Here is a 24,056-nt window from a genome sequence, read left to right as displayed (position 1 = left end):
GCGCCTCCGGGCGTTCAGGGCTCGCCGGCGAGCTTCTTCACCGCGGCGAGCAGCAGGTCCGGCTTGAACGGCTTGATGATCCAGCCCTTGGCGCCGGCTTTCCGGGCCTTCTCGATGAGCTCGGGTTGCCCCTCGGTGGTGAGCATGAGGATCGGGACGCCGGCCGCCAGGTTCCTGTCCCGGAGGCTCTGGATCATCTCGATGCCGTTCATCACAGGCATGTTCACGTCCGCGATGATCATGGCCAGATCACCCTTGCTGGCGGCGACGGCGGCGACCGCGTCCCGGCCGTTGTCCGCCTCCAGCGTGCCGTAGCCCGCCCCCTGCAGCAGCATGCCTACCTGCTGGCGCACCGTGCTCGAATCCTCGACGAGAAGAATCTTCCTGGGCATCTGTCGTGTCTCTCCTTGGGCGCGCGGCCGCGCAGATCAGAACAGCAGCACTTCTCCTTCGCGCTGCGGGTCGGGCGTGCTCACTTCCTCGAGCTTCAGCGCCGCGTCGGGGGCGAGCGCGTCGAAGAGCACGACGAGCCGGTCGAGCCCTGCGTCGAACAGGAGCCGCCGGAAGCCCTCGCTCTGCTCCTCCCTCGCGCGCAGGTGATCGCCGACCGCGGCGCTCGGCGTCGAGAGCACGATGACGAGCCCGAGCGGGCGCAGGCGGTTCTTCACCCGCCCGAGGAGCTGATTCGACAGCTCGCTCGCCCAGTCGCACACCATGTCCTCGTCGATCGGGCGCCTGTCTCGCAGCGGATGGCTGCGCGTGATGAGCGGCACGGGGGCGACGAGCGTCAAGCTCCCGCGGAGATGATCGCCCGTGAAGCCGATGAAGGAGACCACCGCGTTGCCCGGCGTCACCTGCGGCGGCTCCGCGTCCTCCAGCAGCCGGAGCGCGACGCCGTTGTCGCGAAAAAGATGGACGCACGACGCCGCAAGCTCGTCATGGATGCGGTGCCAGCTCTCCGGATTCATTCAGCTCTCCTCGATCTGTCGCTCTGCATTGTCGATGCGCTCACGGCGCCGCGCGCTCCGGTCGGGCTCGCGCTCGGCGCCCCGCCGGCGCCGCCCGGCGGGAGGCTCGGGCTCGACCCGCCGAGCGGCGGGAGGCTCGGGCTCGACCCGCCGAGCGGCGGGAGGCTCGGGCTCGACCCGCCGAGCGGCGGGTAGCTCGGGCTCGACCCGCCGCGCGAGGCGCCGGCGAGGAGCCCGCCTCGCCGGCTCGACGGGGGCAGCGAGGCGGACGGCGCGCCCGCGGGCAGGGCGGAGGCCTCGTTCAGCTCCCGGGGGAACCGGAAGCGGAACGTCGTCCCGTCGCCGGGCGTCGTGTCGATCTCGACGCGGCCCGAGAGCCGCCGGCACTCGTGGAGCGCGACGCCGAGGCCGACGCCGCGGCCCGAGACGTCCGTGACCTGCTCGGCGGTGCTGAAGCCAGGGGCGAACAGCGCGGCCTCGAGATCCCGCCTCGTGGCGCTCGGCAGCCCGACGGCGGCGGCCTTCTCGCGCACCCGCTCCCAGTCGATGCCCGCGCCGTCGTCGCCGATCTCGATGACGATCTCGTCCGCCGTCAGGCGCGAGCGGAGGGTGAGCGCGCCGCTCGGCGGCTTGCCGGCGCGCTCGCGCGCCTCCGGCATCTCGATCCCGTGGTCCATCACGTTGCGCACCACGTGGCCCAGCGCCTGCCACATCGCGGCGAAGCGCGCCGCCGAGAGCCGCACGCCCCCGGCGTCGATGCGCACGTCCGGCTTCGGCTTGCCGAGCCGCCGCGCCAGCGTCTCGGCCTGATCCTTCATCCGGTTGAACCGCACGTCGGTCCGCTCGTTGCGGAGCGCCTCGATCGCGCGCTCCAGCTCGGCGTGCTCGCGGCGCTGGCGCGCCATCTCGAGCAGGGCCTCGATCTCCTCGTGGGCCACGTCGACGCGCATGGCCTGCGCCGTCGAGGCGAGCAGGCCGCTCACGCGCGCCACGAAGGCGCACCACGCGTCCCGCAGCGCGTCGATCTGCCCGTCCGGCGGCAGCGCGCGCTCCTCGACGACGAAGCTCTCGATCTCGTGCGCCACGTTCGCCACGCTCGTCACGCCCCAGAGCCCGGCGTTTCCCTTGATCGTGTGCACGAGGCGCATCACGTGGTCCACCTCGGAGATCGCCCGCGCGCACACCGCGTCGACGAGCTTGCTCGTGTCGTTCACGAACCCGACGAGGCCGAGCCGGTCCTTCACGGCCCGCTCGAACACCTGGATGTACTCGCGCTGCCGCTCGTACTCCCGCAGGGAGTCCATCGTCGCCGTGACGTCGGTGATCACCATCAGCGCGCCGTTGAACTGGCCCTCTCGGGACAGGATCGGCTTGAAGCCGAGCGTGAGGTGGCGGCCGCCGCGGAGCAGGAGCTTCGGGAGCTGATCGAGGACGACCTCGAGCGGGAGGAAATCCTCGCTGGCGGCCTCCCACCCCATCCTGAGGAACGCGCGGGCCCGGGGGTCGTGGTCGGCGACGCGATCGGCGAAGTGCTCGTCGGGCGGCGGCGCGCCGAAGAGGCGCTCGAACGCGGCGGAGTACGCGGGCTCCATCGTGCCGTCCCGGCGGATTGTCACGAGCGCCTGATCGACGTTGTCGAGCACGAGGCGCATCTCCCCGTTGCGCTTCTCGAGCTCGCCGGTGCGCTCGGCGACCGTGGCCTCGAGGTTCTGCCGGTGGCCCTCGAGGGCCTCGTCGCGCGCCTGGATGCCCGCCAGCATCTCGTTGAAGGCGTCCGTGAGCGCCCCGAACTCGTCGTCCGCGGTCTTCCTGGCGCGCGTCGTGTAGTCGCGCGTCCGCCGGACGTGGGCCGCGGCCTCGCCGAGGACCTCCAGCGACCGGGAGATCCCCCGCACGAGGACGAACGCGAGCGCGACGGACATGAGGAGCACGAACGCCGAGACCGCGACGCCGTTGCGCACCGTCCGGCGCGTGTCCGCGACCTTCGCCGCCGCGGCGCGCCGCATGCCCGTGAGCGCCTCGATCTCGATGGCGGCGAGCCGGTCGAGGCGCCCTTGCTGCGCGTCGAACCACGCGCCGTGATCGACGGCCAGCGCCTCGTCCGTCGACGCGACCGCCGCGGCGCGCATGTCGTGGGCGCGCCGCACGCGCGCGTCCGCGCGGGAGGCGTCGTGGAGCGCCCGCGCCGACTCGGACGCGTTGGCCATGAACACCTCGCGATAGAGCTCCTCCTCCGTCATCAAGGTGACCAGCGTCTTGAAGGCGCCGGGCTCGAACTGCGTGGACGCGAAGGCGTGCGCGAGCAGCGCGTGCTGGCGGCTGGCGCGCTCGGCGAGCTCGTGCACGGCGACGAGCGACTGGATGCTGCGCAGGAGCTCGCCGTCGTCGCTCAGCTCGGAGAGCCCGGCGTTGGCCCGGATCAGGCTCGCGTTGATGCCGTCGAAGACCTTGAGCACGCTGTCGAGCGACGCCGCCTTCGCGTCGGCCTGGCCCCGGAACGCGCCGAGCTCGCGGACGCGGCTGCGCGCCTCGGCGAGATCGCGGGCCAGCCGGGGCGGCAGCCGGGAGAGGTCGCGCTCGGCCAAAAACGCGTCGAGGTGGGCGAGGCGCTCGTCGGTCGCCGCCCGCGCGGCGCTGAGCTCGCGGCCCGCGCGCGCGAGCGCCGCGTCGCGCTGGAATGGCCGCGAGGCGCCCTGCGTGCCCTGCGCGCTCTCGGCGTCCCTCGCGTCCTGCGGCCGGACCTCCAGCCCCTCCACGAGGGCGGTCCGCGCCCGCTCCTTCTGCAGCGCGTGCAGCGGCTGCGCCATGATCGAAGAGAGCTGCGCGAGGTCCTCGATCGAGCCGATCCCCGCGGCCCTCTCGGCCTGTCGCCGCGCGTCGCCCACGATCATCGCCGCCAGCAGCAGGGCGCCCACGACCGGGACGCCGGCGAGCGACCAGAGCTTCAAGCGGATCGACGCGTCACGTAGTCTCGGCATGCACGCCCGTCCCCCCGGAGTGGCTCGCGCGACAGGAAGGCCGCTCGCCTCTCATGCGCTCTCGAAGAAGGGGCTCAGGGCGAACGCCTGCCGCCCCTCGCCTGGCTCTCACCTGGAGCATCGGATGAATCGAGCACCGCAAACGATCACCGGGGTGCCCAGGACCAGAGTCGTCGCCGAATCTCCCCCGCGCACGATGTGCGTCCTCATGAGACAGGCACTCTCCTGATGCGACGTTTCACGTGCCCTCGTGACCAGTGCGCCGGATGCGCCGGGCGGGGCGCGTGGAGTTCACAACTCAATCATTCCCTGTGTATGCTACCCGTGACTGTCGCGAGTCCGCAAGAGCGCGTGCGACGTCTGCCGGCCGCATACCGAGCTCTGCGGCAAGGGAGAAAGCAATGGTGATGGGTCGGAGATCACAGCGGCGAGCACGCGCGTGGCGCCTCGCGCGCGCTTCGAGCGCTGCCATCGGCGGAGTGCTCGTCACGGCATCTCTCGCGCACGCGCAGGGCCAGGGCACCGGCGTCGCGCCCGGAGCAGCCGCCGCGCCCGCCGCGACCGGAGCAGACGCGGCGCCCGCCGCGCCCGGGGCAGCCGCCGCGCCCGCCGCGCCCGGGGCAGCCGCCGCGCCCGTCGCGCCCGGGGCAGCCGCCGCGCCCGTCGCGACCGGAGCAGACGCCCCCTCAGCGCCAGCGACGGCCGGAGAGGCTGCCGTCGACGCGCGGCTCGCCGCGGCGGAGAAGAGGGCGGCGGATCTCGAAAAGCGCCTCGCGGCGATCGAGGACACGCAGGCAGCGCCGGAGCAGGACGACGGCAAAGAGCTGCTCCGGATCTACGGGTTCATCGACGTTGGCGTCCAGCGCATGTGGGTCCCGGAGAACTCGGGCCTCGCGGCCGCGGCCCCGCAGGCGAACGCCACGAACTTCGTCGTGGGGAACCTGAACCTCTACCTCGACGCGCAGCCGAGCGACAACTTTCGCTTCCTCGGGGAGTTGCGGTTCACGACCGCGCCGGGCGGCGCCCCGGTGCCGGTCCCGGCGACGACGCCGCTGCCGCCCGGGGTGGTGGGCCGGACGACCACGCAGGAGTACGGGACCTTCGACGCGACAGCGATCGCGCTCGGCTCGCCGACCACCTATGGCGGTCTGGTGTCGATCGAGCGCGCCCACATCGACTGGACGCGCTTCAACCTCTTCAAGGTGCGCGTCGGGCAGTTCTTCACCCCGCTCGGCATCTACAACGTCGACCACGGGAGCCCGGTGCTCATCACCGCTGCCATCCCTTACTTCATCACATCGCGCCTGTTCCCCACGCGGCAGACCGGCGTCATGCTCTACGGCAGCACGTTCACGGGCCCGTGGGAGCTCGGGTACAACGCCTACGTGAGCAACGGGCGCAACGAGAACGCGCCGTTCGCCTTCGACGACACGCGCGGGTTCGGCGGCCGCCTGCACGCCAGCTACGAGGACCCGGGCAAGCTGGCGTTGAAGCTCGGGGCGTCGTTCATCGCGAGCAGCGCCCGCGACTGGGTCGCGGACTACAAGCTCGGAGAGTTCACGCCGACCATCGGTTCTACGTGGTCGTTCCAGGAGTACATCGGGGCAGGAGACGTCTCGCTCGACCTCGGGTCGACGCGCCTGCGCGCGGAGGCGGCGTTTGTCCGCGTGACGTACGACGAAGGGAAGCGCCAGGGAGGTGGCGGGCTCTTCGCGCCGGACGCCTGGAAGACCTCCACGTACGCCGTGGCGGCGCACCGGTTCGATTTCCTGAACATGGAGCCGTTCGTCATCGGCGCCGCCCTTCACGCGCCGTTCTTCGGGCACGACACGATGTTCCAGGTCGGCGGCGGTCTGAACTTTTACATCACCCCAGACGTCACACTCAGGTCCCAGGTGCTGCGCACGATCATGACCGTCCTGCGAGACGAGGAGAGCGCGGTGCCGGGGGTCCCCCCGGTGGAGGATTTCCATACAACGGCCGCGCTCGCTCGCCTGATCCTGGCCTTCTGAGAGAGGTTCGACGCAACCATGAAGCGTTTATCCCTTCTGCTCCTCCTGGCCCTGCTCGGCATGACCCCGTCCGCCTCGTCCTTCGCCGTGGAGGAAGAGATCGTCGTCGTCGTCAACCAGGCCAACCCGGTCCGGGCGGCTGGGCGCGACACGCTCCGTCCGATCTTCCAGACGACGCGGACCGAGTGGTACGGCAAGTCGGCGGTCCCGGTGAACCTGCCCGACGACTCCTCGCTCCGGCAGCGCTTCGACATGGCGGTGCTGGGCCTCGATCCCGAGGGTGTCGCCCGCTACTGGATCGACAGGAAGATCCGCGGCGGTGAGCGGCCGCCGCGCAAGGCGTCGAGTCCGAGCGCCGTCCTCCGCATCGTGGGCGAGCAGGCGGGCGGTATCGGCTACGTCACCGCCGGCGACGTCAACCCCTCCGTCAAGGTGATCGCGCGCATCCGCGACGGCCAGGTCGTGCCGCCGTGAGCCTGTGGAGAGAGGAACGAACGATGGACATCCGCCCGTCTCGCATCATGCCGCCCCCCCGTTGCCGGGCCCTGGTCGTCGCGCTCTTCGCCGTCAGCGCGGCGATGCTCATGGGTTGCTGGGATTCGGACCCCTGTGATCCTGGCCAGACCGTCTTCATGAACGCGTGCCTGGCTCCTTTGCCACCGACCGGCTCCACCGGCAGCACCACCGGCACCGGTGGCGCGGGCGGCACCGGCACCACCGGCACCGGCGACGCCACTGGCACCGGCGGCGCGGGCGGCGACGGTGGCGCGGGCGGCGACGGCGGTGCGGGCGGCAACGGTGGCACCGTTGGCGCGGGCGGCGACGGCGGTGCAGGCGGCACTGGCGGCGGCGGAACCGGCGGCGGCGGCGCCAGCGCGGGTCGCGGCGGCGCCTAGAGGCCGATCAGGCTCAAACACCCAGAAAAGCTCAACCCCTCCTGACGCCCCGTCCCCTTCCCTCTCCCCATCCGCCCACCCCTCTCAACGAGGCGCGCCCGCTTCGGATACGGGCCCAGATCGGCGTCTTCGGCGCACAGGCGCACTCCGGTGCGCCGAGCACCGAAGACGCCGAGGTGGGCCCGTATCCGAAGCGGGCGCCGATCAGAAGAGGATGAGTTTGCCGTCGAGGGGGAGCGGGGACGCGTTCGAGAAGATCAGGGAGCCGTCGTCGAAGTCGCCGCTCAACGTGACGAACACCTCGCCCTTCAATGTCCTGAAAGAATAGCAGAACAGCTGCCTACAGCTCCGGTGCCGGCGCTCCACGTCGCTCGGGTGGCGCAGCTGCGGCAGCTCGGTGTGCAGGGAGATCTGGAACCGCGCGAGGCGGCTCTTCACCTTGCCCATGAGCTGATTGGCGACCTCGCGCATCCAGTCGCTGAAGCCCTCGGGCATCGGCGGCAGCCCCTTCATGGCCCGGAACACGCCGGGGTTCGCGGACAGGGCGAGCACACCACAGAAGCCGGGAGCAAAGAAATCGATCATGCTCGCCGGGTCGATGTGGAGGCGCGCGTCTTCACGGCAATCGCCTGTGTCCACCGGCGCAATGGCCACACCGTAAAAATGAAAGAGCTCCACTGTCGCGCCTTGAACGAGGACGTCGATCGTCCGTACTCTGCGCGACGGGGGTGGTCGTGAGGTGGGCGAGGGCTCGCTCGACGGGGCGGGACGCGAAGGCGCGGGCGGCGGCACGCTTCGCCGCGACGGCTCGCTGGGCGGGGCGGGACGCGAGGGCGCGGGCGGCGGAATGCTCCGCGACGAGGGCTCGCTCGACGGGCGCGAGGGCGCTGTCGACGGCACGTTCCGCTGCGAGGGGCTCACCTCGCGGCGCTCGGTGCTCGAGGGCTCAGCAATGCTGTGCCCCGGCCGCGTGTCGGCCCGACGTTCCCCGATGGTACCACGCCGACGCACCATGATAAACGCACAGCGTACCCTACCTGTGCCCCCTCCGGCAATGCCGTTCGCGGACGAAACTCGAATACGCACGTCCGCCGACACGTGCCCCTGGGTTCTTGTATGCCAGGCGATCGACGCGTGATTGCCGCGGCGCGTCGCTCTCTGCGCCGCATCCGCTCACATGTTAGTTTTTCATGCTCACAAACAGCGCATCAGAAGATACCGAGCCCGCTCATCGTCGAGGCGGGCACGGCGCGCCGAGAGCCCCAATGCTCGACGATATCGCCGCCCTCGACGCGGAGCACGTCCTAGAGGCCACAGGCGAAGGAGCGATGTTCGCCCTCCTCGCGTATCGCGTCGCGCGCCCGGACGCGATCTGCGGCGCGCGCGCCTCGAGGCGCTTCCTGTCGACTGAAGCTCTGGAGCAGCGCCGTGTACAGACTGGCCAGATGAGCGCGGGTGTTCATCGGGAAGGCGCGCGGCTCATCGCTGCTCCTCGGGTCGTTCGCCGCCCATGGCCGCGGAGAGCCACCCGCGGAGCGCCGCGATCTCCTCGCGGGCCGCTGCGCCCTCGCGATGCACGAGATGATAGCGATGGCCGTCGAGCACCGGACCGAACGGCTGCACGAGGGCGCCGCTCTTCAGATCGTCGGCGACGAGGAACAGGCTCAGCAGCGCCACGCCTTGCCCCGCGATGGCCGCCTGGATGGCGTGGCCCTCGTCGGAGAACGTGACGCCGCCCTCCGCGCGGACGCCGGAGAGGCCGGCGCGCTCGAGCCACAGGCGCCATGTCGGCGTGTCGCGGCCCTCGCGCCGCCACTCGAAGTGGAGCAGCGGCTTGCCGCGCAGGTCCCCGGGGCGGCGCACGCCGAGCCCGGGGCTGCAGACGGGCGCGAAGCGATCGGCGATGAGCACCTCGGCGGCGAGCCCGGGGTACGGACCTCGCCCGTACCGGATCGCCGCGTCGACCTCGGCCGCGTGCAGATCGACGGGCTCGTCCGACGCGTGGAGGCGCAGGTCGACCCCGGGGCACGCCTCGCGGAAGGCCGCGACCCGGGGCACCAGCCACCTGGCGGTGAACGCCGTCGTGGCCGACAGGGTGATCGCGCGGCGCGCGCGGCGGGCGGCGAGCTCGTCCAGCGCCCTCGCGAACGCGTCGAACCCGTCGCGGAGCACCGGATACAGGAGCTGCCCCTCGCGCGTCGCCAGGACCTGCCGCGCGTGGCGCTCGAACAGCCGGACGCCGATCGTCTCCTCGAGCAGCCGGACCTGGTGGCTGATCGCTGTCGGCGTCACCCCGAGCTCCTTCGCGGCCCGCTTGAAGCTGAGGTGACGCGCGGCGGCCTCGAAGGCGCGGAGCGCCGTGAGCGGAGGGAGCCTTCGCATGGGGGAGCGATAGCTGATCCAGGTTCATCTATCCGCTGAAAAATACGCGTTTGCCACAGGGCGAGGCGCGACCCATGATCGACGAGGAACGCACCCATCACGGGCCCGAGCGCGCGGACGCTGCGGCCGCTGCGAGCGCCCCCAATAGGTGAGCATAGATCATCTACGATTGACCACGCCCGGCGCGGGCGGCGCCGCGCGCGCCGGGGAGCCCTCGCGGCTCGGGCTCGTGGGGGCGGACCCCACAACGGAGGAGACAGGCCATGTCCACGATCCTGCACATCGACTCGAGCGCTCGTCCGGACAGCTCGGACACGCGCCGCCACGGCTCTCACACCCGCCGCCTCACGGCCCGCTTCGTCGCGCGCTGGCGCGCAGCGCGCCCGGAGGACGAGATCCGCTACCGGGATGTCGGGCAGCGCCCGCCCTCGCCGGTGACGGGCCGCTGGATCCAGGCCGCCTTCACGAAGCCCCACCTGCGCGAGCCCTGGATGAGCGAGGTGCTCTCGGAGAGCGACGCGCTCGTCGACGAGCTCATCGCCGCGGACATCCTCGTGACCGGCGTGCCGATGTACAACTTCAACGTGCCCGCGCAGTTCAAGGCCTATATCGACAACGTCGTCCGCGTGGGGCGCACGTTCGGCTTCGACCGCTCGAGGGCGGGTGATCCTTACTGGCCGCTGCTCACCGAGCACGGCAAGAAGCTCGTCATCCTGACGTCGCGCGGCGATCACGGATATGACAAGGGCGGGCGGATCGAGGCCATGAACCACGTCGAGCCGAGCATCCGGACGGCCTTCGGTTACATCGGGATCACCGACGTGGAGTCCGTGGCGATCGAGTATGACGAGTTCGGCGACGAGCGGCTCGGCGCGTCGATCACGAGGGCGGAGCGCGAGGTGGATGCGCTCGTCGACCGCCTGCTGGCGACGCGCCCCCCGGCGACACGCCGCGCGGTGAGCGCTGGCACGGCGAGGTCCACGAGCCCGTTGACACCGACGAAAGTTCCAGGATTCCCTGATCCTCGATGCTGAAGCGCAGAGATTTCCTTCGAGCCACCCTCGTCACCGCCGGCGCGCTCGCCGTCCCGGCCTGCGGCGACGATCCCGAGATCATCGACCCGGTCGTCGACGACCGCGATCTGACCGACGGCGCCGCGCTCTTCCCCCAGTCGATCGCGTCTGGCGATCCTCGCCCCGACAGCGTCATCCTGTGGGCCCGCGTGCAGGACGGCGAGGAGGATCGCGACCTCGAGGTCGAGGTCGCGACCGACGCGGAGTTCACGAAGCGGGTGGCGCTCGACGCCGGCCAGTCGAAGGTGAAGGCGCTCGCGAAGCACGATCACTGCGTCAAGGTGAAGGTCCGCGGCCTCGCGGCGGGCACTGTCTACTACTACCGCTTCATCTACGTGAAGGGGGACACGAACTACGTATCTCGCGTGGGACGCACCAGGACCGCGCCGGCCGAGGAGGCCGACGTCAACGTGCGCTTCGCCTACGTGTCCTGCCAGGATTACATCGGGCGCCACTTCAATACGTACCTCGCGCTCGCCGAGGAGGAGCTCGACTTCTTCGTCCACCTCGGCGACTACATCTACGAGACGACCGGCGACCCCAGCTTCCAGAACACAACCGGGCGCGGAATCGATCTCACCGACGTGGACGGCGCCATCCCGCTCGCGGACGGCGCCTTCCACGCGGCGAAGTCGCTCAGCAACTACAGGGAGCTCTACAGGACGTACCGCTCCGACGCGAACCTCCAGAAGGTTCACGAGAGCTTTCCGATGATCGCCACCTGGGACGATCACGAGTTCTCGAACGACGCCTATGGCGCCACGGCCACGTACTCCGACGGCCGCACCGACGAGACCGACGTCGATCGGCGCAAGGCCGCCAACCAGGCCTGGTTCGAGTACCAGCCCGTCGACTACGGCGAGGCCTTCGAGTACGACCCCGGCGCGGAATTCCCGGGCGATATCCGCATCTACCGCGACTTCGTTTTCGGCCGGCACGTCCACCTGGTCATGACGGATCTGCGCAGCTACCGGCCGGATCACCTCATCCCCGAGGGCGCCTTCCCCGGCAAGGTGGCGCTCGACCAGGCCAGGCTCCAGGAAGAGCTCGGGGACGTCCCCGAGGTCGCCCAGCCCTACGTGGACATCGAGGGCTACAGCGACGGCATCTATGCATCGGCGCTCGCCGGGGCCGCCCAGGCCGCCGGCTACGACGCCGCCGAGGTGACGGGGAACATCAGCGTCGCCTTCATCAACCAGGTCGTCGCCGGCGTGAACGAGGGCCTGCCGGAGGACATGCAGATCCCGCTCATCGGCGCCGAGGAGCAGGCGCTCCTGGACCGGGGCATCGCGTACGTGGATCTCGGCAAGGCCAGCATGCACAGCTCGATCGGCTCCCGTTACTTCACGGTCAAGGACACCGTCGATATCTACGGTGCCATTCGCTACAAGGAGACGCAGGGCGCGAGCGAGGACGTCATGGGCGCCGAGCAGGAGTCCTGGTTCCTCGAGACAATGGACGGCTCGAAGGCGACATGGAAGATCTGGGGCAACGAGTACTGCCTCCTCCCGCTCGCCATCGATCTCTCCGCGAACAACGTCCCCGAGCAGTTCAAGCGGCGCTTCTACATGAACCTCGACACGTGGGACGGCTTCCGCAACAAGCGGAACGAGCTGCTGGAGAGGCTCGTCGGCGTGGGCAACGTCGTGGCGATCACCGGCGACATCCACGCCTTCTACGCGGGGACGGCCGGCCTCGACGGCGATCCCGCGAAGAAGATCGTCGAGTTCGTGGGCGGCGCTGTCTCGTCGGCGTCGTTCCGCGAGATGCTGGTGAGCCAGGTGGCGGGCGATCCGGTGCTCAGCGCGATCCCGGGGGCCGCGCTGCTCGCCGCCGGCATCGACAACCTGCTCACGTCGAGGACGACGAAGGTCAACCCGCACCTCGCCCACGCCAACAGCTACGCCCACGGCTACGTGGTGGTCGAGGCGAGCGGCGACGAGCTCGTCGTCGACATGCGGAGCATCGACGCCACCGCGGTGAAGACCGACTACACGGCGAAGCGCGGCGACCTGGAGGTGCAGAGCGAGCGGTTCCGCACCCTGGCGGGGGAGAGCGACATCTACAGGGACGACGACGGCACCTGGAAGCGCTGGGACGCCTCCACGCAGAAGTGGATCTGAGCCGGCGCGGCCGCGGGCTCGGCTACGCTTGCGGAGCCCCGCGCGGTCCGGCGGTCGCCGGCGCGCGGGTCGACGCGGCCGCGGCGACGCTCCCTCCCGCCTCCTCGCGCGGCGCTTGCCCGGGGAACAGCGCGGGATCGAGCCGCTCCGTCAGCGCGAGGAGCTGCCCCAGGTTCTTGAAGTGCAGCTTCCGCAGCCGGCCGAGCGCGCCCGTGTGCTGCTGCATGAGCTCGTTGATCCACGCCCCGGAGATGCCGCCCCCCTCGAGCGGCGCGACAAGCGGCTCGGGCAGCACGAAGCGGTGGAGCAGCGTGCCGCGCTGGAGCAGCGCGAGCTTCGGCGGGACGAGCGGCTTCGTCGTCCGCAAGGTCTCCTCGAGCGCGGCGCGCGCCGCGGAGAGGACCTCCGCGAGGCGGCGGAAATCGTCCTCGGACAGCTCGGTGCCCCCCCGGAGCCCCTGGAGCGCGCCGTCGAGCGCCTCGTCGAGCGCGTTGTGCTTCACGACGAGCCGCTGGATCACGAGGAGGAACCTGTAGCGCTGGAGGAGCTCCTCCCGCGCCTCCGGGTCGCCCGCCGAGCAGGCGTAGACGTGGCGGAAGAACGCCTGATCGGCCCCCTGGAGCGCCGCGAGCTCCGCCCTGAGCTCGCGCTGGACGTCCGCGGCGAGCGCGATGATCCCGTCCCGGGTGCGCTGCGCGCCGCGGAACTCGGCTGTCTTGCCCTTCAGCCGGACGCGGTCGGCCGACAGCGCCTCGACGAGCTCGCTCTCGCCGCGGAGCGCGTCCACGCGCGCCATGCGCTCCTTGAGCGCGTCGCCGGTGAACGGCAGCACGGCGGCGCGCAGCCCGCCGCGATCGAGCGCGCCGCTCGCCGCGCCGGCGTCGATCGCGGCCGCGGCGGCGTCGAGGTCGCCGGGGTCCAGCAAGCGGTTCTCGTAGAGGCCGTGGTAGTGCTCCGCCTGGCGCATCTCGCCGCGCTCCTCCTCGATGAGCGCGGCGATCTCGTCGGCCGGGAGCAGCTCGCGGGCCTTCCGCCCGAGCGCCTCGTACACGGCGCGCGACATCTTCCTGCGCAGCGCCTCGCGCTTCACGAACAGCGAGAACGCCGGCCGCCTGTCCTCCGGCGCGGCGACGTACACGCGCTTCGCGTTCGCCTCGCGCTCGTGGTTCGGCGGGTGGGTCGCCCAGAGCGAGCTCACCCGCTCCGCGGGGCTCGCGAAGTGCAGCGTCGGCCCCCGCTCGTACCGCGCGAGGATCGGCCCGAGGCGCTCCCGGGCGCCGGGCGCCTTGCCGAGCCGCGCGTCGAGCTGGGTCAGCGACCGCTCCACCTGCGCGAACACGTCCTCGGAGTACTTGCCGTGCTCGGCGACGCTCGCGAGGCCGCCCAGCGCGTCGCGGTAGGCGAGCGCCGCCCGCTCCGCCTTCCAGAGCCCGGAGACGATCGCGTCGCTGCCCGCGATGCGCACGGCGTGCAGGTCGGCGTTGAACTCCATCTGACGCGCCAGCGACAGGTTCGCGAGGTTGATCCCCCGGAAGACGAGCTCGAGCAGCTTGCGCAGCACCCACACGATGCCGCTCAGGATCCAGGCGGGGAAGCTCAGCCGGATGTCCACGCTCCGCCATTGATTGAGCGCTCTGTCCCAGGCGTCGCGGCCGAACACGATGTCTGCGACGACGCCGTTCGCGACGTACACATACTGGCCGAGCTTCATGCTCGCCTGCGAGAAGTGCCCGAACTCGTGGGCGAGCACGGCCTTGAGCTCCGAGAGGTCGAGGGCGGACACGAGGCCGAGCCCGATGACGAGGTTCTTGCGGACAGGCCAGATCAGGCTGAGGAGCGACTGCGGATAGGACACCGCCGCGTTCACGTCGTGCGAGAGATAGACCTTGCCCGGGAGGCGGCTGCCCGCGTCCTCGCAGAGCCGGCGGAGGAAGGCGAAGAGGCGTGGCTGGTCCGCCTCGGTCACCTCGACGAGGCCCTCGGACGAGAACGGGCGGTTGTGGAAGAGGCCCTTCAGCAGGAAGAGGAACAGCATCCCGCTCGCCGCGATCGCGCCGAGGTTGAGGATGATCCCTTTGCCGGGCAGCCACGCCATCTCGAAGAGCGTGAGGTAGACGAGGTAGCCTGAGGCGGCGAGCAGCGCGAGGTAGAGCGCCACGAACGTGAGCAACGAGGCGAGCACAAGGACGACCCGGAGCCTGTACCCGGGCGTGACCTGGACCGGCGGCAGGTCTCCTGCCGGCCCGACGGGATAGACGTCGCGCTTCCTGGGGGCCGCGTCCCCTGTTTCCCCCTCCCGCGGCGTCGATGGGAGCTCGTCATGATCCTCGGAGTCATTCGCTTCCACCATCACGCCACGATACCACGACAGGCCCCCTGCCCGTCACGGGCGCCCGCGGCGCTGCGCGCAAGTAGCGGTAAACTCTACGCTTGCGAGCCGCGTGACCGCCGCGGCGGGCCAGCCGGCGGCGCGCTCGCCGCGGCCTGCGCGGCGGTCCTGGCCTCGCGCGTCGCGCGCGCGAGGCTCGGCCGCCGCCGTCAAGGTCACAGCCCGAATGCGCCGATCGTGAGCTTCTGGCCGTCGTTGCGCGGCGTGGCCTGCTGGTGCGGCGAGTACTGGTGATCGATAGCCGGGAGGCCGTCGAGCGCCGCGCCGGCGCCGGCGAGCGGGCCGCCGCTCGCCGGCGTGAAGTCGTGGGCTTCCGCCGAGGCGAACGCCGGATCGAGCCCGATGATCGAGCTCTCCAGGCCGTTCACCTTCCCGAGCAGCCGCGCGCCCGGGACCGGGTCGAACGCCGTCCACCCCTGCATGACCCAGTTCCCGGCGAGGAGGAGTGTCCCGGCGGCCACGTCGTCGCGGTCGCCGAGGAAGGTGATCGCGCGGATGTCCGTCGGCTCCTGGCTGCTCGCGAACACGTTGTTCCGGGCGTCGATCCGCTCGTCCATGGTGGACGCCTCGAACACCGCGGAGCGCTCGTAGTCCCGGTACGTCGCGTTGTCGACGAAGACGGTGTTGGAGAAGAAGTGGAGCGTGCCCTTCCGGTAATACTGCGTCTGCCCGCTGTCCCCGCCGTAGTGGACCATCGAGGGCCCGTAGCCTGTGCGCAGCAGCACGTTGCCGTAGACGAACGTCTCGTGGAACGACGGCATGTCCACCGAGTCGGTCGCCTCCTGCGCGTCCACGAGGTCGATCAGGTGGGCGCCGTCCTCGATCCAGTTGTACCGGATCACGACGCCGGCCGAGCGCTCCTTGATGTTGTTGCCCTGTCCGCCGCGCGTGGGGCCGAAGCGGTTGAACTGGTAAACGACGTTCGACGCCTCGTTGTAGACGTTGTGCTCGGTGAAATCGGTCTCGCTCCCGTTGTCGTGGACGTGGTTCGACTCGATGAGCACGTCCTTCGTGCGGATCTCCGCGCCGCCCGTGCCGATGAAGAGGCCGTTGGCGTTGTCGTGGACCTCGCAGCCGCGGATCGTCACGTGCTCGCCTCGCTCGACGAAGATGCCGGCGGCGTTGCGGGCGTAGGGCGTCACCGCGCCCGCCTTGTCGGTGAAGCGGAAGGGGGGAGACGCGTTCCTGATCTCGAGCCCTTCGATCGTGATGTGGCTGGGCTGGAGATCATAGGCGTCGTCGTGCTTGTGCCCGATGACGACGAGCCCCCTCACCTGGTGGCCGTCGAACGGGAAATCGAGCTCGGGTCGGGTGGTGGCGTCCTCGCCGTCGATCACCGGCAGCTCGCCGCCGGGCCCCGGGACACCGCAGACCCGGATCGGCTGCGCCGCGGTCCCCTGCCCTCCGATCATGATCTTCTCGTGGTACCCCTCGGCGCGCCAGAAGATGCGCACCGTGTCGCCGGCGACGAGCGACTCGAGCGGCACATCACCGATCGCCTCGAACTCCTTGCCGGGGCCGACCTGGTAATCCTTGCCGCTCCCGACGTGGGTGCAAGCGACCTGCACCGGAGGGGTGTTGACGGGCCCAGGGACGGGCGCGGCGCCGCCGGAAACGGGCGCCGTGCCACCCGGGAGCTGCTCGGCGCCCTCAGGCATCGTCTCGCCGATCTCGCCATTGCAGCCCACGACGAGGAGCAACCCCGTCAACCAAGCTCGAGCTCTCATAGAGGCGTCCTCCTCAACGAATTGCAAAGCTCCACTGAATTTTTACACCACCAAAGCTTCACTGGAATTTTACATGCAGAGCGTGAGCCCTTTGCGGTGAGGCAAGATGACACGCTGACGTCGATTGTCATGCGAGCGGACGCCGCCGTCATGGCGGATTGTCTATTTCAGGTGGGAGGATGTGGCGCACCGGCCTCGTGCGAGGCGCTGTCGGATGGACATCGCGAGCGGGATCTCAGCCTGGTTGACCTGATCCACCGCTCTGGCCGATGAGGACGCCGACGAGGACGAGGCACGAGGCGGCGTACTGGCCGGGGGTGAGCTCCTCGCCGAGGAAGACGCGCCCTACGAGGAGGGAGAAGACCGGAATGAGGTTGATGAGGGGCGCCGCGCGGACAGCGGACACCTTGCTCAGCGCGTAGTTGTAGAGGGCATAGGCGCCGAGCGACACGAACACGCCGAGATAGAGCACGGCGAGGAGCGGCCTGTTGGCGAGGGAGAGCTCGACGGCGCCCGCGCCTCCCGTGATCAGCATGAGGGGCAGGAAGAAGAGGGCGCCGACGAGCGCCTGCACGGCGGTGAGGAAGAGCGGCGGATAGCGCGGGGCGAGCTGCCTGCTCGAGATCGTGTATCCGGTGGCGAAGACAACCGCGACGAGCTCGAGGAGGTTGCCCAGCACGGGCTCCGGGGCGAGCTCGGTGGCCCGCCCCGCGGCCGAGAGCCAGACAGCTCCGGCGATGGTGACCGCGACCCCTGGCAGCATGCGCGGGGGCAGCGTCTCCTTCAGGGTGATCCGCGCGACCAGGGCGATGAGCAGCGGCATCAGGGCCACGATCATGCCGGCCTGCGAGGCGCTCGTCTTCGTGAGCGCCCAGGCCTCGAAGACGAAGTAGAGGCACGGCTCGAACAGCGCGAGCAACAGCAGCCTCCACCAGTCGCCGGGGAGGTAGTGCCGGCGGACGCCGTCGAGCTTGGGGAGCAGCACGGCGAAGCAGGCGCTCGCCACGGCCATGCGTCCGAAGTTCATCGCCATCGGCGAGAAGGCGAGCAACGCGTACTTCTGGGCCGCGAACGACGAGCCCCAGAGGATCATCGCCAGGATCAGGGCGGCGCGGGGGAACCAGGCGGATCGCATGGAGGGCGGGGGTTCTCGCTCGCCCGGGGCGTCAGGGGACGGGAGGTACGAGGAGGAGCCTCCGGGGGAGCGAAGCTACCTTGGCAGAGGGCGAAGAGCATGTCCTGTCCAGGAGCCAGACGTCTGGCCACGGACAGCCAGACGTCTGGCCACGGACAGCCAGACGTCTGGCCACGGACAGCCTGACCGTCCTGGATGGGCGAGGAACCGCTCCGGCTCGTCGCCGCGCATCTGCCGGTGTGGCTGGGGCAGGCCCGCAAGCCGGCGCAGACGCGCGCCTCAGCGCGCCCGCCGCGACACCTGGCGAGCTGCCATGACAGCAGCTCGGCATGGTGCCGTGTCAGTGCTCTTCAAGGCCTGCGGGGTAACGGTCGCCCACGAGGTTCAGCCTGACGTTGTGCTCGAGGAGCGCCTTGAGGCCCGCGAGCACCAGCGAGAACCCTTGCGTCGAGTCGGTGGCCTGCCGCGCGAGCGAGTCCCCGTCGCCGGTGAACCCGGTGTTCGTGATGCTGACGAACGTCGAGCCGTCCTCCCGGGGCGTGAAGAGCCACTCGACCGTGGTGGGGCCGTTGTCTCCCGGCCACTCGATGACGATGCGCTTGCACGGCTCGACGACCTTCACGTCCACGAGGGCCGAGGCGCCGTACATCTCCCAGTCCCACTGGACCTGCTTGCCTGCCTCGAGCCGCCCGCTGCCCCTGGTGAACCAGAACTTCGTCGTGATCCCGGGGTCGATGAAGGCCTCGAACACCTCCGCGACAGGCCTGCGGATGAGCATCCCGGTCTTCACGATCGGCACCTGCGTGAGCTGGAGATCGTCCATGTCGGCTCCTTTCAGCAGCAAACACCAGAATCAAGCGCACGGCTATCCATTGTCCGGCGGCGCGCCCCCCGCCGCCCGCGGCCGCCGCCGATAGAGCAGCCGATTGACAGGCAACCCGTCGGCGATCGCGTGGTGCTCGCGGGGGCTCCGGGCGCCGTAGGGGTTCTCGCCGAGGTGCGGCGAGCCGGGCGCGTCGCCGGCGGGCTCGAACGCCGGGTGCGCGCCGATCTGCTCGGCGTAGAGCGCGGCGCGCTCCTCGACGTCGGTCTGGACGAAGAGCTCGCCGCCGTCCACGAGCAGGCGCGCGAGGCTGTCGAGCAGCGCCGGGCCCATCACGAGGCGCTTCTCGTGGCGCTTCTTCCACCACGGATCCGGGAAGTGCAGGAAGAACCGCGCGATCGACGCGTCGGGCCGGAGCCGCGCGAGCGCCTCGCGCGCGTCGGCGTTGAGCGCCCGCACGCGGCCGCCGAGCCCGCCCTTGCGCAGGCGCTCGTCGACGATGGCGGACCACTTCAGGCGGATCTCCAGCCCGAGCAGCCGCGACTCCGGGCTCGCCGCGGCGCGCTCGAACAGGAAGCCGCCCCGGCCGGGGCCGATCTCGATCTCGACGGGGCCGGCGCCGGGGAGCAGGTCGTCGATGGACACGTCGTCGCCGTCGGGGAAGCGAGGCGCGTCGGCGTAGGGGTGGTTCGGGCGCGGCTGGAAGACCATGGAGCCCCGGCGCTCTACCAAATGCCGGCCGCCCACGCGCGGGAAATCGCGCCCCCGGCGGGGTGGTGGTATTCGTCGGGCCCCATGGCGGAAGGTGATCACGGCGCAGCGCGTCCAGCGTCGCAGTCCGGCGCCGCGGGCGCCGCTGCTCCCGCATCGCGGCCCGGCGCCGCAGGTCCGGCGGCGGCGCCCTCCACGCCGCGCGCCCCGGCCGCGCCCGCGCCCTCCGCCGCCCCCTCGCGGCTGCGCGCCCTCGCCGCGCGCGCCTCGCCCTACGCGCCCGCGCTCGTCGCGAGCGGCGCCGTGGGCGCGCTCTGCATCCGGGCCGTCCTCGCGCAGGCGGGGGGCCCGGCCGTGCCGCTCGACGACGCGTTCATCCACATGCAGTACGCCCGCCGGCTCGCGGAGGGCGGCTTCTTCAGCTTCGTCGCCGGCGACGGCTACTCGACAGGCGCCACCAGCCTGCTCTGGCCCATCCTGCTCGCCCCCTTCCACGCGCTCGGCCTGCGCGACATGTCGCTCGTCCATGCGACCTGGGCGCTCGGGCTCGTGTTCCACGCGGCGCTCGCCGTCGAGACAGCGCGCCTCGCGCGCCCCCTCGCCGGCCGCGCGGCGGCCGCCGGCGCGGGCGCGATGTGCGCCGGGTTCGCGGCGTTCGCCTGGTTCGCCTGGAGCGGGATGGAGACGGTCGCTTTCGCCTGGATCCTCACCCGCACGGCCCGCCTCGCCGCCGCCCTCTGCGAGCCCGCGCCGCCGGAGCCCGCGCCGCCGGAGCCCGCGCCGCCGGAGCCCGCGCCGCCGGAGGCCGCGCCGCCGGAGGCCGCGCCGCCGGAGGCCGCCACCGACGGCGCCGATCCCGCGCAGGACGGCGGCGCCCCCGCCTCCACCCAACCAGCCCCCGCGCAGCCGCCCCTCGCCCCGGCGCAGCCGACCCCCGCCTCCGTCGCCCGCGCCCTCGCGCTCGCAGGCTTCGCGGCGCCCCTGTTCCGCCCCGAGGGCGCGCTCGCCTCCCTGCTCGCGGCGCTCGCGCTCGCCGCCTCGGCGCCGCGCCCCCCGCCTCCGTCGCCCGCGCCCTCCCCCGCGCCCTCGCGCCTGCCGCTCCGCGCCCGCGCAGCCGCCTCCCGCCTGCTCGCCGGGCGCCTGCTCGCCCTGGTCCCGCTCCTCGGGCCGCTCGTCGTCCCCGCGCTGAACCAGCTCCTCGCCGGCCACGCGACATCGTCGACGACCGCTGTCAAATGGCTGATCGGCAACCCCAACTACGACGGCCCGACGCTCCGGGCGGCCATCCTCGCCAACCTCCGGCTGCTCGTCACCGACATCGTCGATGGCGGCCAGTGGACGGCCGTCTTCCTCCCCGAGGGCTCCGCCGCCGTCCTCGCCCTCGGCGCCGTGGCGCTCGTCGTGGCGGCGTACCGCAGGGGCCGCCCCGTGCACGCCGCCGTCGTCGTCGCCCTCGCGCTCGGCGCGCTGCTGCCCTGCACCTACCTGAGCTTCCTCTGGAACCGCGTGCGCTACGTCTGGCCGTTCGCCCCGGCGGGGATCGTCATGGCCGCGTGCCTCGCGCGCGAGCTCGGCGACGCCGCCCGGCGGCTCCGGCGCCCCATCCACCACGTGACGCCGCTCGTCGCCGGCGCCTTCGCGGGCGCCCTCGCCGCGCGGATCCCGTGGGCCGTGCACGACCTCGCCAACTCCGCGCGCGCCATCGATCGACAGCAGGTATGGCTCGGCCGCTGGGCCGCGCAGCACCTGCCCGAGGACGCCAGGATCGGCGTCAACGACACAGGCGCGCTCGCCTACTTCAGCGGCCGCAGGACCTTCGACGTCGTCGGCCTGACGACCGAGGGCGAGGCGCGCTACTGGGTCGCGGGCGCGGGCTCCAGGTTCGAGCACTACGAGAAGCTGCCCCCCGAGCGCCGGCCGACGCACTTCATCGTCTACCCGCACTGGATGGCGTGCCCGCCGGTGCTCGGCCGCGAGCTCATCGCGGCCACCGTCGAGGACCAGGCGATCCTCGGCGGCACGACCATGGTGGCCTACGAGGCGCGCTGGGACCTGCTCGGCTCCGGGGCGCTGCCCGTGCGGGCCGTGCCCGGCGAGCGGATCCTCGACGAGCTCGACGTCTCGGACCTCGAGTCCGAGGCCGCCCACGCCTACGCGCTCGAGCCGCACGCGGACCTGCGCAACGCGGCCATCTCGCTCGAGGCGCCCGAGAGCAGCGCGCCCGGGGAGCCCGACCCCACGCGCCCGGAGATCGCCGACGGCGGCCGGTACAACCGGACCGCCGACAGCTTCACGGTCCACCTCGTCGCGCCCCCGTCCGAGGCGCGCCTCGTGCTCCGCGTGGCCTCGGACGAGCGCGCCGAGCTCGCGGTCTCCGTGGCCGGCGAGCAGGTCGGGACCGTCGATGTGCCCGGCGGCCCCTGGGTCGAGCGGGCGCTGCCCCTCCCTGCCGCGCGCCTGGCGGGCCCGACCTCGATCGCGGTCACCCTGCGGCGCGGCTCCGGATTCCACGCCTTCCATTACTGGATCACCGGGCGGTGACGCCGGACGCCGCGCGGCGCCCCCGTGAGCCCGGATCCCCCGCGCGATCGCCGCCACCCGCCCGGCGACGCGCCGCCCATCGCCGTGCGCGGGATCCTCATCGACGACAAGGCCAGGACGCTCGTCCTGCACGACGGCAGAAGCACAACGCAGGTGGCATTCTCTACCTCGGAGTCGCCGACAACGAGGGAGAGAGACAAACGCCTCCGAGCAACAAGGCCCACATCCACCTCACGACCTGTCGCCCGCTGGTCGGCCCCCTGGTGGAGGTGAGCGATTGAGCCCGTTCAGAGCGCCCACGACAGAAGGGATGGCGCCGGATCGCGCAGGACCTGTGGGGAGGTAGGCGCCCACGGGATGGACAGCGCTCCGCCTCGCCACGAAGGCAATAAAGCCCAAGGGTTCTCGACAAGTACGCTCGAAACACCCCCACGCGGAGCCGCTCCGCGCCCGTGGCGCAATGGACAGCACCCCCGGCGCCGCCCGCGCACCCGCGGCGAACGGCTGGCCGTCTGTCGCAATGCATCAATCGTGCGGCCGGAGCACCCCAGAATGGCGGAGCCATCTCCCAGGTGAGGTAAGCATTCTCCTGATTCGGTGTCACCCGTTACGAAAGCGCCTACCCGGACTCAACCATTGTGATAAATCCAGAAAACCTTGTCTGAAGCGCTCGCTCAGCTTCAAGCACCGCTCGCCCTGCAGGGCGACGCCCCGGACAAGGGCCCCGGAGAGACGGCCGCTCTCGACCTCCTGCTCTTCGACAGCGGGAGGGTGACCTTCGCGCTGCGGGCGAAGCAGGTGGAAGAGGTCATCGCGTGGCGCGCTCCCGCGCCGCTGCCCCGCGTGGGTCCGCGGGTGCGCGGCATCCTCCAGGACCGGGGGAGGATCGTCGTGATCGTCTCGGTGCCGCTCGCGGAGCCGGCGGAGGCGCCGCTCCGGATCGTCGTCTGCCGGACGGCGCGCGGCTACCTGGGATTGCCCGCGGGCAAGACGCGGTGTGTGGCCGCGGTCGAGGTGTTCGGGGAGCTCTCGCCGGACGTGGTGGTCGACACGAGCGAGGGCAAAGTCACCTTCCTCGACGTGACCCATCTGCTCGACGCTGCCGGGGGCGCGCCGCAGCCGGTCGCCGCGCCGCGCGAGGCTCGTGCCGCCGGGTCGGGGCGATGAGCGATCAGCCGAGCTCCCGGTCGCCCGCGTCGAGGGTCAGGCCGCTGCACGAGCTGCCCGTCGACGAGGCGGGCGCGCCGCTGAGCGCGCCGCCCATGTCGCGGACGTCGCCGAGCGCGCCTGTGCTCGTCATCGACGACAGCGACATCGCCCGAGACGAGGCGTCCCGCGTGCTGCGCGCGGCCGGCTATCATGTCGTGGCGCTCCCGTCCCCCCTCGGCGCGACGCAGGCGATCGTGCGGCATCACGCGCGCGTCGTCGTCGTCGATATCTTCATGCCCACCATCCGGGGGGACCGGCTGCTCACCCTGTTCCGGAAGAACCAGCGGCTCGGGCACCTCGGCGTCATCCTGATGTCGGGGCACTCCGAGCGGGAGCTCGAGGGGCTGCAGCTCGATGTGCCGGCGGACGCGGTCCTGTCGAAGCGGCACCTCGATCGCCTGCCGGCCCTCGTCAAGCGGCTCGCCGCCCGGGAGCGGTGACGGTTGAAGGCCGGGCAGGGAAACACTGTGTCTCCGGCGGCCGCGATTCGAGCGCTCGCGGCCCTGGCGCTCCTCATCACCGCGAGCGCGGAGACCCACGCTGCCCCCTCGGTCCCCTACGAGCTGCGAGGGGCCATCCTCCTGCGCTCGCTCGGCTACGAGAGAGGGTTCACGAGCCGGACGGGCACGGCCGTGCTCGCCGTCGTCGGGGGGGCGTCGGGCGAGAGCGCGGAGGACTCGCGCGCGATGGCGACCGTGCTGTCGAAGCTGGCGGCGAAGACCACCGTGGCCAGGCGGCCGGCGACCGTGCAGCGCGTGACGTACACCTCGAAGGCCCAGCTCGCGGAGGCGCTGCGCGCCGGCGGCGCCGAGGTGGTCTACGTGGCGCGCGGGCTGGCCGCGGCGATCCCGGACATCCCGCCGCGCGAGGGCGCCGTGATCCGCATCGTCGTGTGCGGCGACGGCGACGACGCGAAGCGCGGCTGCGCCGTCGCCGTGGGGCTGGCCGGCGCCAAGCCCGAGCTCCTGCTGAACGTGAAGCACGCCAACGCCGTCGGCCTCCGCTTCGACCCGCAGCTCCTCCGGCTCGCCCGCATCGTCGACTGAGGCCCTCGGCGCACCGACGCCGCGCACTTCATCAACTCATGCT

The 24,056-nt window shown here is 71.6% G+C and carries 20 protein-coding genes; 9 read left to right on the top strand and 11 right to left on the bottom strand.

The window, feature by feature from the left end; all coding sequences use genetic code 11:
- Positions 1 to 14: 14 nt before the first annotated feature.
- From WMF42_RS04250 to WMF42_RS04240, 3 genes are read right to left on the bottom strand one after another with little or no spacing between them, the layout of a single operon-like run.
- Positions 15 to 392 (bottom strand): response regulator, encoded by a 378-nt coding sequence (locus tag WMF42_RS04250; RefSeq protein ID WP_061608810.1) that lies wholly within the window; start codon positions 390 to 392, stop codon positions 15 to 17.
- A 36-nt stretch (positions 393 to 428) separates the two neighbouring features.
- Positions 429 to 968, bottom strand: a complete 540-nt coding sequence (locus WMF42_RS04245; protein WP_061608811.1) for a chemotaxis protein CheX — start codon at positions 966 to 968, stop codon at positions 429 to 431.
- Entirely contained in the window at positions 965 to 3,946 is a 2,982-nt protein-coding gene (locus tag WMF42_RS04240) for a nitrate- and nitrite sensing domain-containing protein (protein WP_437690346.1), read from the bottom strand. Before WMF42_RS04240 ends, WMF42_RS04245 begins: the two co-directional genes overlap by 4 nt.
- Before the next feature lie 479 nt (positions 3,947 to 4,425).
- On the opposite strand from WMF42_RS04240, the gene WMF42_RS04235 reads away from it, so the two are divergent.
- From WMF42_RS04235 to WMF42_RS04225, 3 genes are read left to right on the top strand one after another with little or no spacing between them, the layout of a single operon-like run.
- Positions 4,426 to 5,958: a hypothetical protein gene (locus tag WMF42_RS04235; RefSeq protein ID WP_437690344.1), complete on the top strand. Its 1,533-nt coding sequence runs from the start codon at positions 4,426 to 4,428 to the stop codon at positions 5,956 to 5,958.
- Positions 5,959 to 5,976: 18 nt separating this feature from the next.
- Positions 5,977 to 6,432 carry a hypothetical protein gene (locus WMF42_RS04230; RefSeq protein ID WP_061610396.1) on the top strand — a complete coding sequence of 152 codons (456 nt, stop codon included), beginning with the start codon at positions 5,977 to 5,979 and terminating at the stop codon, positions 6,430 to 6,432.
- A 23-nt stretch (positions 6,433 to 6,455) separates the two neighbouring features.
- Positions 6,456 to 6,854: a hypothetical protein gene (locus WMF42_RS04225; protein ID WP_437690342.1), complete on the top strand. Its 399-nt coding sequence runs from the start codon at positions 6,456 to 6,458 to the stop codon at positions 6,852 to 6,854.
- Positions 6,855 to 7,058: 204 nt separating this feature from the next.
- On the opposite strand, the gene WMF42_RS04220 is transcribed toward WMF42_RS04225, so the two are convergent.
- Both WMF42_RS04220 and gcvA read right to left on the bottom strand, forming a co-directional pair.
- Entirely contained in the window at positions 7,059 to 7,532 is a 474-nt protein-coding gene (locus WMF42_RS04220; protein WP_233562027.1) for a chemotaxis protein CheX, read from the bottom strand.
- A gap of 801 nt (positions 7,533 to 8,333) precedes the next feature.
- Positions 8,334 to 9,236 carry a transcriptional regulator GcvA gene (gcvA, locus tag WMF42_RS04215; protein ID WP_437690340.1) on the bottom strand — a complete coding sequence of 301 codons (903 nt, stop codon included), beginning with the start codon at positions 9,234 to 9,236 and terminating at the stop codon, positions 8,334 to 8,336.
- Positions 9,237 to 9,499: 263 nt separating this feature from the next.
- Here gcvA and WMF42_RS04210 point away from each other — a divergent pair, with 263 nt between their 5' ends.
- Together WMF42_RS04210 and WMF42_RS04205 are read left to right on the top strand one after the other, a co-directional pair.
- Positions 9,500 to 10,270, top strand: coding sequence for an FMN-dependent NADH-azoreductase (locus WMF42_RS04210; RefSeq protein WP_437690338.1), 771 nt, complete (start codon positions 9,500 to 9,502; stop codon positions 10,268 to 10,270).
- Positions 10,264 to 12,432 (top strand): alkaline phosphatase D family protein, encoded by a 2,169-nt coding sequence (locus tag WMF42_RS04205; protein ID WP_437690336.1) that lies wholly within the window; start codon positions 10,264 to 10,266, stop codon positions 12,430 to 12,432. Before WMF42_RS04210 ends, WMF42_RS04205 begins: the two co-directional genes overlap by 7 nt.
- A gap of 22 nt (positions 12,433 to 12,454) precedes the next feature.
- Here the strand turns inward: WMF42_RS04205 and WMF42_RS04200 are convergent, their stop codons facing one another.
- The 5 genes from WMF42_RS04200 to trmB form a co-directional block, all read right to left on the bottom strand.
- The gene (locus WMF42_RS04200) at positions 12,455 to 14,782 is read right to left on the bottom strand and encodes a M48 family metalloprotease (protein ID WP_437690335.1); all 2,328 of its coding nucleotides are present in this window, start codon (positions 14,780 to 14,782) and stop codon (positions 12,455 to 12,457) included.
- 194 nt (positions 14,783 to 14,976) lie between these two features.
- On the bottom strand, positions 14,977 to 16,548 hold the full coding sequence (locus WMF42_RS04195) for a right-handed parallel beta-helix repeat-containing protein (protein ID WP_437690333.1): 1,572 nt from the start codon (positions 16,546 to 16,548) through the stop codon (positions 14,977 to 14,979).
- A 235-nt stretch (positions 16,549 to 16,783) separates the two neighbouring features.
- Entirely contained in the window at positions 16,784 to 17,683 is a 900-nt protein-coding gene (locus tag WMF42_RS04190; RefSeq protein ID WP_437690331.1) for a DMT family transporter, read from the bottom strand.
- Between the two features lie 340 nt (positions 17,684 to 18,023).
- The gene (locus WMF42_RS04185) at positions 18,024 to 18,506 is read right to left on the bottom strand and encodes an SRPBCC family protein (protein ID WP_061610404.1); all 483 of its coding nucleotides are present in this window, start codon (positions 18,504 to 18,506) and stop codon (positions 18,024 to 18,026) included.
- 42 nt (positions 18,507 to 18,548) lie between these two features.
- Positions 18,549 to 19,217, bottom strand: coding sequence for a tRNA (guanine(46)-N(7))-methyltransferase TrmB (trmB, locus tag WMF42_RS04180; RefSeq protein ID WP_437690329.1), 669 nt, complete (start codon positions 19,215 to 19,217; stop codon positions 18,549 to 18,551).
- A gap of 84 nt (positions 19,218 to 19,301) precedes the next feature.
- Between trmB and WMF42_RS04175 the strand changes: the two genes are divergently transcribed.
- Together WMF42_RS04175 and WMF42_RS04170 are read left to right on the top strand one after the other, a co-directional pair.
- On the top strand, positions 19,302 to 21,758 hold the full coding sequence (locus WMF42_RS04175; protein WP_437690327.1) for a hypothetical protein: 2,457 nt from the start codon (positions 19,302 to 19,304) through the stop codon (positions 21,756 to 21,758).
- Positions 21,759 to 22,415: 657 nt separating this feature from the next.
- Positions 22,416 to 22,925 carry a chemotaxis protein CheW gene (locus WMF42_RS04170; RefSeq protein WP_437690325.1) on the top strand — a complete coding sequence of 170 codons (510 nt, stop codon included), beginning with the start codon at positions 22,416 to 22,418 and terminating at the stop codon, positions 22,923 to 22,925.
- Positions 22,926 to 22,929: 4 nt separating this feature from the next.
- Here WMF42_RS04170 and WMF42_RS04165 read toward each other — a convergent pair whose 3' ends face one another.
- Positions 22,930 to 23,058: a hypothetical protein gene (locus tag WMF42_RS04165; protein WP_437690323.1), complete on the bottom strand. Its 129-nt coding sequence runs from the start codon at positions 23,056 to 23,058 to the stop codon at positions 22,930 to 22,932.
- Here WMF42_RS04165 and WMF42_RS04160 point away from each other — a divergent pair.
- Both WMF42_RS04160 and WMF42_RS04155 read left to right on the top strand, forming a co-directional pair.
- Positions 23,048 to 23,407, top strand: a complete 360-nt coding sequence (locus WMF42_RS04160; protein WP_061605452.1) for a response regulator — start codon at positions 23,048 to 23,050, stop codon at positions 23,405 to 23,407. The genes WMF42_RS04165 and WMF42_RS04160 overlap by 11 nt on opposite strands.
- A 27-nt stretch (positions 23,408 to 23,434) precedes the next feature.
- Complete coding sequence (locus WMF42_RS04155; protein ID WP_437690321.1) at positions 23,435 to 24,013, top strand: YfiR family protein; 579 nt, start codon at positions 23,435 to 23,437, stop codon at positions 24,011 to 24,013.
- The last annotated feature ends 43 nt before the right edge of the window (positions 24,014 to 24,056 follow it).

It is taken from the genome of Sorangium sp. So ce176, from assembly GCF_051519835.1.
In the GTDB taxonomy this organism is placed as follows: domain Bacteria; phylum Myxococcota_A; class Polyangia; order Polyangiales; family Polyangiaceae; genus Sorangium; species Sorangium cellulosum_G.
This window is presented reverse-complemented; position numbering and strand designations above follow the sequence as displayed.

Bases quoted from the DNA above. Each gene is read 5' to 3' on its own strand.
- WMF42_RS04250 (WP_061608810.1), bottom strand. From the start codon at position 392: ATGCCCAGGAAGATTCTTCTCGTCGAGGATTCGAGCACGGTGCGCCAG.
- WMF42_RS04245 (WP_061608811.1), bottom strand. From the start codon at position 968: ATGAATCCGGAGAGCTGGCACCGCATCCATGACGAGCTTGCGGCGTCG.
- WMF42_RS04240 (WP_437690346.1), bottom strand. From the start codon at position 3,946: ATGCCGAGACTACGTGACGCGTCGATCCGCTTGAAGCTCTGGTCGCTC.
- WMF42_RS04230 (WP_061610396.1), top strand. From the start codon at position 5,977: ATGAAGCGTTTATCCCTTCTGCTCCTCCTGGCCCTGCTCGGCATGACC.
- WMF42_RS04225 (WP_437690342.1), top strand. From the start codon at position 6,456: ATGGACATCCGCCCGTCTCGCATCATGCCGCCCCCCCGTTGCCGGGCC.
- gcvA (WP_437690340.1), bottom strand. From the start codon at position 9,236: ATGCGAAGGCTCCCTCCGCTCACGGCGCTCCGCGCCTTCGAGGCCGCC.
- WMF42_RS04210 (WP_437690338.1), top strand. From the start codon at position 9,500: ATGTCCACGATCCTGCACATCGACTCGAGCGCTCGTCCGGACAGCTCG.
- WMF42_RS04205 (WP_437690336.1), top strand. From the start codon at position 10,264: ATGCTGAAGCGCAGAGATTTCCTTCGAGCCACCCTCGTCACCGCCGGC.
- WMF42_RS04200 (WP_437690335.1), bottom strand. From the start codon at position 14,782: ATGGTGGAAGCGAATGACTCCGAGGATCATGACGAGCTCCCATCGACG.
- WMF42_RS04195 (WP_437690333.1), bottom strand. From the start codon at position 16,548: ATGAGAGCTCGAGCTTGGTTGACGGGGTTGCTCCTCGTCGTGGGCTGC.
- WMF42_RS04190 (WP_437690331.1), bottom strand. From the start codon at position 17,683: ATGCGATCCGCCTGGTTCCCCCGCGCCGCCCTGATCCTGGCGATGATC.
- WMF42_RS04185 (WP_061610404.1), bottom strand. From the start codon at position 18,506: ATGGACGATCTCCAGCTCACGCAGGTGCCGATCGTGAAGACCGGGATG.
- trmB (WP_437690329.1), bottom strand. From the start codon at position 19,217: ATGGTCTTCCAGCCGCGCCCGAACCACCCCTACGCCGACGCGCCTCGC.
- WMF42_RS04175 (WP_437690327.1), top strand. From the start codon at position 19,302: ATGGCGGAAGGTGATCACGGCGCAGCGCGTCCAGCGTCGCAGTCCGGC.
- WMF42_RS04165 (WP_437690323.1), bottom strand. From the start codon at position 23,058: ATGACGAGCACAGGCGCGCTCGGCGACGTCCGCGACATGGGCGGCGCG.